10 protein-coding genes, 1 tRNA gene and 1 pseudogene are annotated in these 15,018 nt (G+C 66.6%); 9 read left to right on the top strand and 3 right to left on the bottom strand.

What is annotated here, in order from left to right:
* Positions 1–19: 19 nt before the first annotated feature.
* Entirely contained in the window at positions 20–1,573 is a 1,554-nt protein-coding gene (locus J2X45_RS06245) for a GH39 family glycosyl hydrolase (protein WP_310212649.1), read from the top strand.
* A 33-nt stretch (positions 1,574–1,606) separates the two neighbouring features.
* Here J2X45_RS06245 and J2X45_RS06240 read toward each other — a convergent pair.
* Positions 1,607–1,804, bottom strand: a pseudogene (locus J2X45_RS06240) (helix-turn-helix transcriptional regulator); the annotation flags it as partial.
* 363 nt (positions 1,805–2,167) lie between these two features.
* Between J2X45_RS06240 and J2X45_RS06235 the strand changes: the two are divergent.
* On the top strand, positions 2,168–2,845 hold the full coding sequence (locus tag J2X45_RS06235) for an FCD domain-containing protein (protein WP_310212643.1): 678 nt from the start codon (positions 2,168–2,170) through the stop codon (positions 2,843–2,845).
* Here J2X45_RS06235 and J2X45_RS06230 read toward each other — a convergent pair.
* Complete coding sequence (locus J2X45_RS06230) at positions 2,816–3,406, bottom strand: gluconokinase (RefSeq protein WP_310212641.1); 591 nt, start codon at positions 3,404–3,406, stop codon at positions 2,816–2,818. The two genes, J2X45_RS06235 and J2X45_RS06230, sit on opposite strands and share 30 nt — an antisense overlap.
* Before the next feature lie 166 nt (positions 3,407–3,572).
* On the opposite strand from J2X45_RS06230, the gene J2X45_RS06225 reads away from it, so the two are divergent.
* From J2X45_RS06225 to J2X45_RS06210, 4 genes are all read left to right on the top strand, one after another.
* Positions 3,573–6,584, top strand: coding sequence for a glycosyl hydrolase family 28-related protein (locus J2X45_RS06225; protein WP_310212638.1), 3,012 nt, complete (start codon positions 3,573–3,575; stop codon positions 6,582–6,584).
* A gap of 185 nt (positions 6,585–6,769) precedes the next feature.
* A complete protein-coding gene (locus J2X45_RS06220; protein ID WP_310212636.1) occupies positions 6,770–9,718 on the top strand; it encodes a TonB-dependent receptor domain-containing protein in 2,949 nt (982 codons plus the stop codon).
* A 195-nt stretch (positions 9,719–9,913) separates the two neighbouring features.
* A complete protein-coding gene (locus tag J2X45_RS06215) occupies positions 9,914–10,945 on the top strand; it encodes a LacI family DNA-binding transcriptional regulator (protein WP_310212634.1) in 1,032 nt (343 codons plus the stop codon).
* Between the two features lie 10 nt (positions 10,946–10,955).
* On the top strand, positions 10,956–12,248 hold the full coding sequence (locus tag J2X45_RS06210) for an MFS transporter (RefSeq protein ID WP_310212630.1): 1,293 nt from the start codon (positions 10,956–10,958) through the stop codon (positions 12,246–12,248).
* Between the two features lie 188 nt (positions 12,249–12,436).
* On the opposite strand, the gene J2X45_RS06205 is transcribed toward J2X45_RS06210, so the two are convergent.
* Positions 12,437–12,511: transfer RNA gene (locus J2X45_RS06205), tRNA-Thr, on the bottom strand.
* Positions 12,512–12,601: 90 nt separating this feature from the next.
* Here J2X45_RS06205 and J2X45_RS06200 point away from each other — a divergent pair.
* The 3 genes from J2X45_RS06200 (at position 12,602) to J2X45_RS06190 (ending at position 14,881) form a co-directional block, all read left to right on the top strand.
* The gene (locus tag J2X45_RS06200; RefSeq protein WP_310213576.1) at positions 12,602–13,051 is read left to right on the top strand and encodes a hypothetical protein; all 450 of its coding nucleotides are present in this window, start codon (positions 12,602–12,604) and stop codon (positions 13,049–13,051) included.
* A 97-nt stretch (positions 13,052–13,148) separates the two neighbouring features.
* Positions 13,149–14,438, top strand: a complete 1,290-nt coding sequence (gene murA / locus J2X45_RS06195) for a UDP-N-acetylglucosamine 1-carboxyvinyltransferase (RefSeq protein WP_310212627.1) — start codon at positions 13,149–13,151, stop codon at positions 14,436–14,438.
* Between the two features lie 2 nt (positions 14,439–14,440).
* Complete coding sequence (locus J2X45_RS06190) at positions 14,441–14,881, top strand: DUF2948 family protein (protein WP_310212625.1); 441 nt, start codon at positions 14,441–14,443, stop codon at positions 14,879–14,881.
* Positions 14,882–15,018: the final 137 nt, after the last annotated feature.

Here is a 15,018-nt window from a genome sequence, read left to right as displayed (position 1 = left end):
CAAGAGGGAGAGGAACGGGATGTCGCTATCGCGCAGAGCTGTCGTGGCTGGCCTGTCCAGTCTACCGGTTGCGGCTAACGCCGGATCCCGTAAGCGGATGATCAGCATCGATGCGCGCAAGATGGGCGCTTCCGTCGACCGCTTCTTCGATCTCTCGATCGGATCCGACTATCCCGGGACCCTGATCCGGGACGACAGTCAGGCCCAGCTGAAGACGACCGTCGACGAGCTGGGATTCCGCTACATCCGCTTTCACGCGATCTTCCACGACGTGCTGGGCACGGTGAAGGTCCAGGACGGCAAGATCGTCTACGACTGGACCAAGATCGACCAGCTCTACGACGCCCTGCTGGCCAAGGGGATCAAGCCTTTCGTCGAACTTGGTTTCACGCCCGGGGCGATGAAGACCTCGGACCTGACCATCTTCTATTGGAAGGGTAACACCTCACATCCGCAGCTTGGCCCCTGGCGCGACCTGATCGACGCCTTTGTCCGTCACCTGCGCGATCGCTATGGCGTCGAAGAGGTGCGTAGCTGGTTTTTCGAGGTCTGGAACGAGCCCAATCTCGACGGCTTCTGGGAAAAGGCGGACCAGGCGGCCTATTTCGAGCTCTATGACGTCACCGCCCGCGCCATCAAGGCGATCGATCCGGCCCTGCGGGTCGGCGGGCCATCGACAGCCGGCGCGGCGTGGGTTCCGGAATTCCTGGCTCATGTGAAGAAGCGCGGCTCGGCTGTCGACTTCGTCACCACCCACACCTACGGCGTCGATGGCGGCTTTCTGGATGAGAAGGGGGTGCAGGACACCAAGCTCTCGCCGTCGCCCGATGCTGTGGTGGGCGACGTGCGTCGTGTCCGCGAACAGATCGAGGCCTCGGCCTTCCCGGGGCTGCCGCTCTACTTCACCGAATGGAGCACAAGCTACACGCCGCGGGACAGCGTCCATGACAGCTATGTCAGCGCCGCCTACATCGTCGAGAAGCTGCGCCGGGTGAAGGGACTGGTCCAGGGTATGAGCTACTGGACCTACACCGATCTCTTCGAAGAGCCGGGGCCGCCGACCGCGCCATTCCAGGGCGGCTTTGGGCTGATGAATCCGCAAGGGATCCGAAAGCCGTCCTGGTTCGCCTACAAATACCTGAACGCTCTGAAAGGGCGAGAGTTGGCCTGCGATGACGACCAGGTCTTCGCCGCCCGGGACGGTGATCAGGTGACCGTGCTGGCCTATGCGTGGCGACAGCCCGAGCAGAAGGTCAGTAACCGGCCATTTTACACGCGCCCCCACCCCGCTGCGGATGTCGAGCCGCTGAGGGTCCAGCTAAGCGGCCTCAGGGAAGGGCGTTACCAACTGCGGGTGCGTCGTGTCGGCTATCAGCGCAACGACGCCTACAGCGCCTATATCGAGATGGGTATGCCCAGCACACTTACGGCGGCGCAGTTTCAAGCGCTGCAGGCGCTGGCCCAAGACCGGCCGGAGATTGACCGGGTGCTGCGCGTCTCGGACGACGCCGTCGTCGACCTGCCCATGCGGGCCAACGACGTGGTTCTGATCGAGCTTCGTCCGTCAGCCTGAGGCGTCGGCAACCACCAAGGGCTCGCCACTTGATTAGTTGCCTGCGCGTAGCGCCTGGATCGCGAGGGCCGCCTGGGTCCGATTATGGACATTGAGCTTGCGCATCAGCGCGGTCATATGCGCCTTCACCGTGGCCTCGGCGATGCCGAGATCGAAGGCGATCTGCTTGTTCAGCAGGCCTGAGTTTACGCCTTCCAGGACCTTCAACTGAGTGGGCGTCAGACCGCCGAGCGCCGAGCCCATTTCCCGATCAGTGGCGCGGACTTCCGTTGTCATTCCCGAACCCCTCTGTCTCAACCCCAAAGACGCCCGAAGGCGCGACGCCCGCTCATTTTGATCGCCGCGCTGTGCTGGCGAGTCCGGGTCGTATGGTTCGACCATTGCCTTATCTGTCGGACAAATTCAAGAGATTTTAGGAATGTGCACGTGAACATTCTCTCTTAGGTCGGAAAAATCTAAAAGCTGTCATACAGGTTTTGCCTTGAACCTGTCGGACATCGTGTGGGCGTGTCGAGCTGGGGGCGCTGGAACAGGCATCGGCGCTTTGCCTTGGCGCCGAACCGCCCGATGGTGATGGGGACTGGAGGTCGAGGCATGAACGAAGGGCGTCTGGCTGATCGGGCCTACACAGGCATCGTCGAGCTGATCAATCGCGAGGGTCTGGAGGCCGGAGATCGCCTGCCGTCGGAGTCGCGTCTGGCCGAAATGTTCGGCATGTCCCGCACCGTGGTTCGCGAAGCCCTGGTGCGCCTGGCCGCCGACAGCATCACCGAGGCGCGGCGCGGCGCGGGCTCTTATGTGAAGAACCGGCCGTCCGACAAGCTGGGCGCCTATATGCCGCTATCGGAGTTGCCGGCCACGCTCGGCAGCTACGAAGTGCGCTTCGTGCTTGAAGCCGAGGCGGCGCGGCTGGCGGCTGTCCGGCGCTCGGCTGAGGAGATGGGCTTGATCGAGGCGGCGCTGGAGGACCTTCGCGCGGCCCTCTTGTCCAGCGCCCCCGCCCACGCTGAGGACATGGAGCTGCACCGCCGCATCGTTCGGGCCACGGCCAATCCGGCGTTTCTCGTCGCTTTCGAGGCGCTGGAGGCTGATGTGGACAAGATCATGCGGGCCGGCGTGGATATCTCCCGCTCGCGGCCGCCTGAAGCGATCAGCGAGATGATGCGCGAGCACGAGATGATCGTCGAAGCGATCCGGGCCCAGGATGGCGACAGCGCGGCGCTGGCCATGCGCTGGCATCTGTCACGCGGGCGAAAGCGGCTGATGCCGTAAGCCGGAGGAAGGTTGCGGCGCTGAGCCAGCGTCCGCCAGCCACGCCTCGACGCGATCGCACAGTTGGTCCGGCGATGCGGTGGTTTCCGCTCGGAGAACAGGCTCGTCGGCTTCGGGACGCTCCAGAGTCGCCAACTGGCTGTCCAGCAGGCTGGGCGGCATGTAGTGCCCCGGCCGCCGGTTCAGTCTGCGCAGCAGCTCGTCATGGCTCGCTTCCAGCAGGACAAACCGTGTCGGCGCGCCGATGGCCGCCGTCAGCCGCGCGCGATAGCTTCGCTTCAGGGCTGAGCATGCGGCCACGGCTAGGCCGCCAGCGTCGACAGCCTCGCTGATGGCTTGGCCTAGCCGGTCCAGCCAGGGCCAGCGATCGTCATCGTCCAGCGGGCGCCCGGCTCGCATCTTGGCCACCGCCGCTGGCGCGTGGAAGGAGTCTCCCTCGAGGAAGGGACAAGCCAGCCGCTGTGCGAGCAGAGCGCCGAAGGTCGACTTGCCGCTGCCGCTGACGCCCATGGCGATGATGGCGAGGCCAGGCGGGGCAAGCAGGGGCGATGGTGTCGGCAAGCGGCGTCCCTGAGGCTGGGGCGACTGACGTATCGACCAGGCGACACGCAAGGATCAGGTAGCGTTTCTACCCACGCGTCAGCGCCCCGTAACTACGACCATGGTCGAGGATGGTGGGCGCCGCCCTGCGCTCTATCACTCGCACAGGCAGTTTTGGGGGTGCGAGATGAGAGCGATCCTGTTGGCGGCGATCCTGGCCACCGCCAGCCCGACGGCCCTGGCCTTCGCGGCCGACTCCGCCTTTCCCGTCGCGCCCGACGAGCCGCGTGCGATCACCGTCAAGGCGGTGGGCGATGGCCGGGCGGACGACACCGACGCGATCCAGAAGGCGCTCACCGCAGCCCGCGACGCGACGGGCCACGGCTTGGTGCTGCTGCCGTCCGGGCGCTATCGGCTGACCCGGAGCCTGTTGGTGCCGCCGGGCGTTCGCGTGTTCGGCGTCGGCCCAACCCGCCCGGTTCTGCTTCTCGGCGACAAGACGCCCGGCTTCCAGGACGGCGTGGGGACTATGGTCATTTTCACGGGGGGCGACCAGTACGCCGTGGGCGACATCCCCGTGCCGGTTCCGACCGCCCGCCCTGTGGGCGCCAAGGTTCGCGACGCCAATTCGGGGACCTTCTACTCGTCGATGAGCAACATCGACATCGAGATCGGCGAGGGCAATCCGGCCGCCGCCGGGGTGCGTTTCCGTATGGCTCAGCACGCTTTCCTGAGCCACATGGAGTTCCGGATCGGTTCGGGTTTCGCCGGTGTCTACCAGGCGGGGAACGTCATGCAGGACGTTCACTTCCGGGGCGGACGGTACGGCATCGTCACCGAGAAGACCTCGCCGGCCTGGCAGTTCACAGTCATGGACTCGACCTTCGACGGCCAGCGCGACGCGGCGATCCGCGAGCATGAGGTCGACCTGACCTTGATCAACGTCGCGATCAAGAACACGCCCGTCGGGATCGATATCGACCGGGGCTACAGCGACAGTCTCTGGGGCAAGAACGTCCGCTTCGAGAACGTCTCCAAGGCCGGCGTCGTGATCTCCAGCGAGGACAACGTCTTCACCCAGGTCGGCTTCGACAACGCCGTCGCCGCCAACACCCCGACCTTCGCCCGTTTCCGCGACAGCGGCCGCACCGTTGCGGGGAAGGGAAGGGCGTATCGGGTGGGATCCTTCACCTACGGCCTGACCCTGCCGGGCCTTGGCCAGATGGGAGAGTACAAGACCCTCGCCGACATCGCGCCGCTCAAGGCGCTGCCCCCGTCGCCAGCGGCCGCCTTGCGCGCGACGCCGCCGATGCGGGAGTGGACCAACGTCAAGACGCTAGGCGTCAAGGGCGACGGCGTCACCGACGACACCGCCGCGCTGCAGAAGGCGATCGACAGCCACCGGGTGCTCTATCTGCCGTTCGGCTTCTACATGGTGTCGGACACCCTGAAGCTGAAGGCGGATACCGTGCTGATCGGGCTGCACCCGGCGCTGGCCCAACTGGTCATTCCCGACAACAATCCGCGCCACGCGGGCGTCGGTGCGGTGCGCCCCATCCTGGAAAGCCCGAGGGGCGGCGACAACATTGTCTCGGGGGTCGGCCTGTTTACAGGGCGGATCAATCCGCGCGCCTCGGCCTTGCTTTGGCGTTCGGGGGAACACTCGCTGGTCACCGACGTCAAGATCATGGGCGGCGGCGGCACGCCTACCGTCGACGGCAAACCCTTGAGCGCGGCCCAGGCGCGCAGCGGCGACCCTGTGGCCGACGGACGCTGGGACGCCCAGTATCCCAGCATCTGGGTGACCGATGGCGGGGGCGGCACCTTCGCCAATGTCTGGAGCCCGAACACCTTCGCCTCGGCGGGCTTCTACATCAGCGACACCAAGACGCCGGGACGTGTCTATGAGGTGTCCGTCGAGCACCACGTTCGCAACGAGTTCGTGCTCGACAACGTGGAGAACTGGGAGTTCCTCGCGCCCCAGACCGAACAGGAGGTCGGCGATGGCCCGGATGCGGTGTCGCTGGAGGTGCGAAACTCGCGCAACATCCTGTTCGCCAACTATCACGGCTATCGGGTCACGCGGTCCTACCACCCGGCCGAGACGGCGGTGAAGCTGTTCAACTCGACGGATATCCGCTTCCGCAATGTCCACATCAACGCCGAGAGCGGCATTGCGCTGTGCGACGAGAAGGGTTGCGGCACCTACCTGAGGGCCAGCAAGTTCCCGTTCGAGAACGCCATCCAGGACAAGACCCGCAAGCTTGCGGTGCGCGAGCGCGAGTTTGCGGTCCTCGATGTGACCGGCGACCCCGTTCCCGGCGTCGCAGCCGCCGCCGATCCGCGCGTCAGGAAGCTGGAGACCGGCTTCTGGTCGATTTCCGGCGCCGCCACCGGGCCCGACGGGGCGCTCTATTTCATCGAGAAGCGCTTCCAGCGAATCTACCGCTGGACTGAGGCCAAGGGGCTGGAGATCGTGCGCGATCATTCGCTGGATCCGACCAACCTGGCGGTCGATCGCTCCGGCAATCTCCTGGTCGTCTCCTCCTACGGGCCCGAGGCCAGCGTCTATTCGATCGACCCGCGCGGCCCCAACGAACAGATCACGATGATTGCGTCGGCCCCCTGGAGCGCTGGGGCGGAGGCGCGAACCCTGTTGCCCGTGAACTGGTGGAACAACGGCGAGTTCCGGGATCAGTTCGATCCGGCCACGGGTCAGTTCACGACGCTGGCCGAGATGTTCGCGCGGGATGTCGGAACGGCGAAGGCCCGGGCCTATGTGTCGCCTGACGGCAGTCTGGCCCTGCCAGCGTTCCGGGTCTGGAAGCAGGGGCCGCTCGATCACGTCGGCTGGCGTTGGTCGGACTCGCTGCAGGCCCACGGCCTGATCGCCGGCGCCGTCGGCGAGCGGGTGTTCGTGACCAACGCCTCGGAGAACAAGACCTACAGCGGCACGGTCGCACCGGGAGGCGCGCTGGTCGACCTGCAGGCCTTCGCCAACCGGGGCGGCGAGAGCGTCGCCGTCGATGGAGCCGGCAACGTGTTCGTCGCCAACGGCCAGATCTTCCAGTACGCGCCAGACGGCCGGGAGGTCGGGCGAATTGATGTTCCCGAGCGGCCTTTACAACTGATCTTCGGCGGCAAGGACAAGCGCACCCTGTTCGTCCTTACCCACCACTCGCTCTACGCTGTCCGCTAGCGCCAAGCGGACTGAAAATGCTGCTACGCCTCTGGATTTCTTGGGAATCCGGAGGTTGTCGCGCGCCTGCGCCCCTGCCCGGAAGGCCTACGACCATGGTCGTATAGTTAGCGGTCACATCGTCTGACACAGTCCGCCTCAGATCATCGAACGATGGTCTCAACAAGAAATTGGGAGGTTTCAGGATGAGTGCTGTCGGTAGCACGCGAGTGGGTTCAGGCTTCATGAGCGCCTTGCTCGCGACCAGCGCGTTCGCGACGATCATGGCGGCGGGATCTGTCCAGGCTCAGCAGACGCAGGCGCCGGCGGACAGCGCCAGCTCGGTCTCCGAAGTCGTCGTGACGGGCACGCGGATCCGGTCGACCGGCTTCACCGCGCCGACGCCGACCCAGGTCATGGGTCAGGCGGATCTCGAACGCGCCGCTCAGCCCAACATCTTCACCGCCATCACCCAGCTTCCCTCGCTGCAAGGCTCGACGGGCGCCACGACGGGCACCTTCAGCACGTCGAGCGGCCAGCAGGGTCTGTCGTCCTTCTCGCTGCGCGGCCTTGGCACCATCCGCACCCTGACGCTGCTGGACGGCCAGCGCGTGGTGCCCGCCAACGTCACCGGCGTTCCCGATATCAGCCTGTTCCCGCAGCTCCTCGTCGAGCGCGTCGACGTGGTGACCGGCGGCGCCTCGGCCTCCTACGGCTCGGACGCCGTCGGCGGCGTGGTCAACTTCATCACCAACAAGCGCTTCGTCGGGTTCAAGGCCAACGTCATGGCGGGGGTCACCACCTACGGCGACAACCACCAGTGGCTCGCGCAGGTGGCGGCTGGCAAGGCGTTCATGGATGATCGCCTGCATGTGCAGGTCAGCGCCGAGTACGACTGGGAGGAGGGCGTTCCCGCCGGCGGCTTCGGGGAGGACGCACCAGGCAGCCGCGACTGGTACACCACCGCCACCCTGATCAACCGGGGCGTCACCAATGACGGCTCGCCTCAGTACCTCTACCGCGAACACGCCCAAGCCTATCAGTACACCAAGTACGGCCTGATCAGCGCCGGACCGCTGCAAGGCACCGCCTTCGACCAGGCGGGCAACCCGTTCACGTTTCAGTACGGCGGCGGCACGCCGTCCAAGGCCGCCAATGGCGCGGTGATCGGCTGCTTCTCGTCGGGCGGCTTCTGCATCGGCGGTGACCTGTCCGGCAACGTCGGCATCGGCACGTCGCTGCAATCGCGCCTGAAGCGGATGAACAGCTACGCTCGCATCGGCTACGACCTGGACGACAACAACCAGATCTACGCCACCTTCAACGCCGCGCGCGTCGAAAGCATGAACCAGCCCAATCCGGGCGCGGCCACCACCGGCCTGACGATGTCGTGCTCCAATCCCTACCTGCCGGCCTCGATCGTCGCAGCCTGCGCGGCCAACGGCATCACGACCTTCACCTTCGGCACCAGCAACGCCCTGCTGCCGCGCAACATCAACGTTCACCCGACCCGGACGCAGTATCGCGGCGTCATCGGCGCGGACGGCAAGTTCAACGCGCTGGGCAAGGAATGGCGCTACGACGCCTACTACCAGCACGGCGAGAACACCACGGACATCCGTGTCCGCGACATCATGCTGAACGCTCGCTACCGTCAGGCCATCCAGGCCACGACGATCGGCGGCCAGATTGTCTGCGCCGATCCGGTGGCTCGCGCCAACGGCTGCGCGCCGATCAACATCTTCGGCGGCAAAGCTCCCAGCGAAGCCGCGCTCGCCTACATCACGCCCAAGAACGGCCCCTACCAGCACTCGGTGCAGAAGCAGGACGTCGCCAGCATCAACTTCAGCGGCGAGGCGTTCCAGGGCTGGGCCGGGCCCATCTCGCTGGCCTTCGGCGCCGAGTGGCGGCAGGAGCAGTATCGCGTCAAGGGCGACCCCTACGGCGACGGCGCTGCGGACTCCCCCTACAACGCCGACTATCCGGCCGACCCGATCCTGAACGTCGCTGGAGCCAACTGGTACGCCGGCAACTATCACTCGGGCGCGGGCAAGTACTCGGTGAAGGAAGCCTACGCCGAGGTGAACATCCCGCTGGTCAATTCCGAAGCGGCGGGCAAGGCCAACCTGAACATGGCGGGGCGCTGGACCGACTACAGCACGTCCGGCACGGTCTACACCTGGAAGGTCGGCGGCACCTGGGACACGCCCATCGACGGCGTGCGCCTGCGGGCGGTCACCTCCCGCGACGTCCGGGCCCCGAACCTCTCGGAGCTGTACGCCGCGCCGGTCACGACCACGCTGCCCAACTTCACCAATCCGTTCACCGGCGGCGCCCTGCTCGTGCTGCAAAACGTGGTCGGCAATCCCAACCTGAAGCCCGAGATCGCCAAGAACTTCACGATCGGCGCGGTGCTCTCGAACCCGCAGTGGCTGCCGGGCTTCAGCGTCTCGGTCGACTGGTACAACATCGTCCTCAACGGCGGGATCTCGAGCCTGGGCGCGCAGCAGATCGTCAACTTCTGCTACTCGGGCCTGTCGCAGTTCTGCAGCGCCTTCAACTTCACGCCGGCGGCGGGGACGCCCTACGTCAATGCGCAGGTGTTCAACCTGTCCTCGATCAAGACCAGCGGCTTCGACATCGAGAGCAGCTACCGGTTCGAGCTGCCCAACGTTCCGGGCCGCTTCACGGTGCGGGGTCTGGCGACGAACACCCACAAGTTCGTGACCAACCCGGGCATCCCGGGCGCGATCGCGACCGACACGGCGGGCCAGAACTCCGGCGCCACGCCCGACTGGAAGTTCCTGGCGATCCAGTCCTGGGAAAACGACAAGTTCGCGCTCAGCGTCCAGGAGCGCTGGTTCAGCGACGGTACGTTCGGCAACCAGTATATCGAGTGTAAGGCCGGCAGCTGCCCGGTCTCGACCGTCAACCGTCCGACGATCGATTACAACCAGATGAGCGGCGCGACCTATGTCGACGTCAGCGCGTCCTATAAGTTTGGCAACGGGGTTCAGGCCTACTTCAAGGTCGACAACCTGCTGAACCGCGATCCGACGCCGTCTCCGCAGACCAACACGGGCCTGGACGCCAATCCTGCGCTCTATGACCTGCTGGGCCGCTTCTACCACGTGGGCGTCCGCTACGCCTTCTAAGACGTCCCGGGCCGTCCGCCTTCACCTCCCCTGGGCGGCCTCGCCCGGATCCGATCGTCCTGTATCGATCGTGGTCCGGGCGCCTTTCTTTGCGCTAAGGATTCCCTGGCCGTTCGCGGTTGGGGAAGCCGAGGTTTGAATGACGATTCTGGTGACCATGGGGCCCAACAGCCAGCGCATTGCCGAGGTGACGCCTTGAATCGCCCTGAGCGCGTTCGGGGGGCGACCATGGCCGATGTTGCGAAGCGGGCCGGCGTCTCGCGCATGACCGTGTCGCGGGTCCTCAATCACGAGGCCAAGGTCCGAGAGGACACCCGAGAGGCGGTTCTGGCGGCGATCCGAGACCTGAACTTCCAGCCCAACCTGACCGCGCGCAATCTCGTCATGGACGGCGAACTGCGGATCGGCGTGGTCTATTCCAATCCCAGCGCCGCCTTCATGAGCGACTTCCTGATCGGCGTCTTCGAAGAAGCTACCAGCGCGGGCGCGCGCCTGATCCTCGTCCGTGGGGAGGATGGTCATCCGCCCTCCGCGCCCGAACTGGAGCGTTTGTTGAGCGCTGGCGTGCAGGGCGTGGTGCTGGCGCCGCCGCTGGGCGAGTCTGGCATGGCGTGCGGGATCCTCCGCGCGGCGGGGCTCCCCCTCGCGGTGGTGGCCGCCGCCCGGCCGGTCGCCGACGCCATCAATGTGCGCATCGACGATCGCCAGGCCAGCCAGACGATGACAGCGCGCCTCCTGGCGCTCGGGCATCGGCGCATCGGCTTCATCACCGGCAATCCGGACCAGACGGCGAGCGCGGAGCGCCTGGAGGGCGCGCGGGCGGCGATCGCTTCTGTTGACGGCGCCGAGCTGATCGTCGCTCCCGGCGGGTTCACCTACGCCTCCGGGCTGGGCGCCGCCGAGACGCTGCTGGACAGCGCCGCCCCGCCTACGGCCATCTTCGCCAGCAATGACGACATGGCCGCCGCCGCAGTCTCGGTCGCGCATCGCCGCCACCTGGACGTGCCATCCGATCTGACCGTCGTCGGCTTCGACGACACGACCGTGGCCACCACGCTCTGGCCGCCGCTGACGACGATCCGCCAGCCGGTTCGCCAGATGGCCGCTGTGGCGCTGGATCGCCTGATCCGCGCGCTGCGGTCAGACGACCCCGTCTCGGCCGACCACATTCTCGACCACCAGCTCATTGAGCGCGACTCCACCGCGCCGCCGCCCGCCGCTTCCTAGGAGATCATGGATGTCCGACCCCTCCAGCGACCTGGAGCGCGCCACCGTCGGGCGCGTCACGCGGCGGCTGATGCCGCTGTTCTGCGTGATGTACCTGATCGCCTATATCGACCGGCAGAACGTCTCCTACGCCAAGCTCGACATGGTCGCTGCGCTCGGCCTCAGTGAGGCCGCCTATGGCCTTGGCGCGTCGCTGTTCTTCATCGGCTACTTCCTGTTCGAAGCGCCGTCGAACCTGATCCTGGCGCGTGTCGGCGCGCGCGTCTGGTTCACCCGGATCATGTTCTCCTGGGGGCTGGTCACCTTGGCCCTGGGCTTCACCCAGAACGCGGCGATGTTCTACGTGTTGCGCTTCCTGCTCGGGGCGACGGAGGCGGGGTTCTTTCCCGGCGTGCTCTACGTCCTGACCCTCTGGTACCCGCAGGCGCACCGCGCGCGGATGGTCGGGCTGTTCATGATCGCTTCGGCCCTGGCCAACGCCGTCGGTGCGGCGATCGGCGGCCTCTTGCTCGGCATGGACGGTTTCCTGGGCCTAGCGGGCTGGCAGTGGGTCTTCCTGGTGACCGGAGCGCCCGCGGTGCTTCTCGCGCCCTACGTGCTCTGGCGACTGCCTGACGGACCTCACCAAGCGCGCTGGCTGCCGGACGTCGAGAAGTCCTGGCTAGCCGCGACGCTGGCGGCCGAGCGCGGCGGGGAGGTCGATGATCACCGCGGCGCCTGGAAGGCGATTTTCGATCCTCGCGTCCTGCTGCTGGCGGGACTCTATATCGGCATGCCTTTGGGCGCGTACGGGCTCAGCTACTGGCTGCCGACGATTGTGAAGTCCTTTGGCGTCTCGAACACCGTCAACGGCTTCATCAACGTCATTCCCTGGCTATTCGTCGCCGTAGCGCTATGGTTCGTGCCCAGCCACGCCGCTCGGCATGGCGCCAGCGCTTGGCATATCGCAGGGCCCGTCTTGCTCGCCGCGGTGGCCTTGAGTCTGAGCGTCATCGTGCCGGGCCCCGCGTTGAAGTTCGCCATGCTCTGCATCGCCGCGCCAGCGATCTTCGCCGCTCAGCCGGTCTTCTGGAGCCTGCCGCCGAGCTTTCTCAGCGGGCCCAAGGCGGCGGCGGGAATCGCGGCGATCAACGCCGTCGGCAATCTGGGCGGTTTCATCGCGCAGAACCTCGTGCCGGTCGTCCGGGACGCCACGGGCAGCAACCTCGCGCCCATGCTGGCGCTAGCCGCCGTGCTGCTGGTCACCAGCATGCTGATCTTTGTCGCAATGGCGAAACTGAAGCGCTCAGGTCCGTTGGGATAGAAGCGGTCTCCGCCTGACGTTCGACAACCCGCAATCTGGTCGCGGTCGCCTCGGCGGTCGCGACCCTTTGGCATGTCGACGGCATGGATTCATGCCTGGTCCCAAAAGCGGGGCCGCAATGTCTTCTTGAACGGGGGATCTCGTCGGAATGGCGGGGACCCAAGCAACAAAGCTTGCTTGGGTCCCCATGGTGCCGCCGGGCAGGATTGAACTGCCGACCTCAGCCTTACCAAGGATGCGCTCTACCACTGAGCTACGGCGGCGACGAGGAGGGGGCGTATAGCGAGGAGAATCGCGAACGCCAAGCCCAAAATCGTCTTGACCGCAGAACTTTGTCGCCGCACCCCCGGATCATGCCGATCGACGACGACAAGACGGCCCGCGAAGCCAAGCTGGCGGAGGCCCTGCGAACCAATCTCCGCAAGCGAAAAGCTGCGGCCCGTAAGGATTCTGGCGGTGAGGACGCCGCCGTGACCGCCGCCGAGGCCGCGCCGCGGCCGTATAACGATGTTCGAAACTTGCTGGGGATAACTCACGGCTCCGGCGAGCGCCGCGTCCTGACTCTCGCGCTCTCCGCGCCCTTCCCGAATCCGGCGGGTGAGGGATGGGCGGTGGCGGTGCGGCTCTCGGGCGATGGCGGGCAGTTCGACACCCCGGCCGGCAAGGCGGCCTTCGGCGCGGATGGCCTGGCGGCCCTGCGTAAGGCGATCGATCTGGCGCAGGTCGCCATCGACCTCGCCAGCACGGGCCACACGTTGTTGTGGCCCGACGAGCGTCCCTATGATCTGTCGGCGCCGATTTAGACCGTCAGGGCCTTGCAAGCCCTCTTGCAACGGATAGAACGCGCGCCTCACATGTGGACCGCGCGGCGTCCCCACCCCGCGCGTTCGAGGGACCTTAATGGATCGCATCGCCATCATCGGCGGCGCGCAGTTGAACGGGACGATCCCGGTCAGCGGCGCCAAGAATTCGGCCATCAAGCTGATGGCGGCCAGTCTGCTCACCGATGAGCCGCTGCGCCTGACCAACATGCCGCGCCTGGCCGACACCCGCTTCCTGGGCAAGCTGCTGACGCGCCTGGGCGTGCAGGTGACCGAGAGCGATGGCCCTGACGGCCAGCAGACCCTCTTGCACGCGCCGGAGATCACCAGCGGCTTCGCGCCCTATGACCTGGTCCGCCAGATGCGCGCCTCGTTCAACGTGCTGGGTCCGCTTGTGGCGCGCTCCGGCCAGGCCAAGGTGTCGCTGCCGGGCGGCTGCACCATCGGCGCGCGTCCCGTCGACCTGCACCTGCAGGCCATCGAGGCGCTGGGCGCCAAGATCGACCTGCACGAAGGCTACGTCTACGCCCAGGCCCCGCGGGGCCTGAAGGGCGCTGAGATCACCTTCCCGTTCGTGTCGGTCGGCGCCACCGAGCACGCGATGCTGGCCGCCGTTCTGGCCGATGGCGTGTCGGTGATCCACAACGCCGCCTGCGAGCCGGAACTTGTCGACCTGCAAGAGTGCCTGAACGCGATGGGCGCCAAGGTCGAGGGGGCCGGCACCCCGACGGTCACGATCACGGGTGTGCCGCGCCTGCACGGCGCGACCCACGCGGTCATCCCGGACCGGATCGAGATGGGCACCTACGCCGTGGCCGCCGCCATGGCCGGCGGCGAGGTCCGCCTCAGCAATGCGCGTCCGGGCCTGATCGACGCGCTGCTCGACAAGCTCAAGGAGGCTGGCGCGGGCGTCGAAGAGACGGCTGACGGCTGCATCATCCGTCGCGATGGTCAGCGCCTCAACGCCGTCGACATCGAGACCGCGCCGTTCCCCGGCTTCGCCACCGACCTGCAGGCTCAGTTCATGGCCCTGATGACGACGGCCAAGGGCGAGAGCCGGATCCGCGAGACGATCTTCGAGAACCGCTTCATGCACGCCCCGGAGCTGATGCGCCTGGGCGCCGACATCTCGGTGTCGGGCGGCGAGGCGCGGGTGCGCGGCGTCGACCAGCTGGAAGGCGCCGAGGTGATGGCCACCGATCTGCGCGCTTCGGTCAGCCTGGTGATCGCCGGCCTCGTCGCGCGCGGCGAGACCACGGTCAGCCGCATCTACCATCTGGATCGCGGCTTTGAGCGTCTTGAGGAGAAGCTGGGCGCTTGCGGAGCTCAGGTCCGTCGCATCAAGGGCGATGGCGAGGCGGAACTGTAGTCATGGCCGAGCCCGCCAAGCCCCTGCGCCTGCTGGCTCAAGACGCCGACGATCTGAGCGTCCTGTCGGCGGCGCTTCAGGACGCGATCGCCAAGATCGGCGACATCCGGTGGGACGCCCAGGCGCGTACCCTGACCATCGCGTGCAACCGCTTCCGCTGGGAGGCGCGCAAGGGCAAGCGCGGGGAGCGGGTCCGTTCCGCGCTCCAGTTCGGCGACGTGACCAGCGTCCAGGCGCGCAACCTGCGCCGCGACGCCAAGGGCGCAGTCGTCGAGCTGCTGTCGATCGGTTTCGAGCCCGCGGAAGAAGCGCCTGCGGGCGTTGTCACCCTGACCTTTGCGGGCGGCGGCGACATGCGGGTGGCGGTCGATTGTCTCGACGTGGCGCTCGCGGATGTTTCGGACCCCTGGTCGACGTCCCGGACGCCGGGCCACGCCGACTGATAGCCGTCGAATTAGGCGCCTGCTCAAACCTTGAGCGGCGCCTTTTTTCTGATCTTTCTGAGGGCAGGGGCGGCGCCGGGGATTCGTCCCACGCGCTAGTGATCGCCCGATCAATTCGCGCCGCGAGCGAGCAGTGT

Source organism: Caulobacter sp. BE264, assembly GCF_031457805.1.
Classification (GTDB): Bacteria; Pseudomonadota; Alphaproteobacteria; order Caulobacterales; family Caulobacteraceae; genus Caulobacter.
Note: the sequence above shows the minus strand (reverse complement) of the source record. Positions and strands in the feature narration are given on the sequence as shown.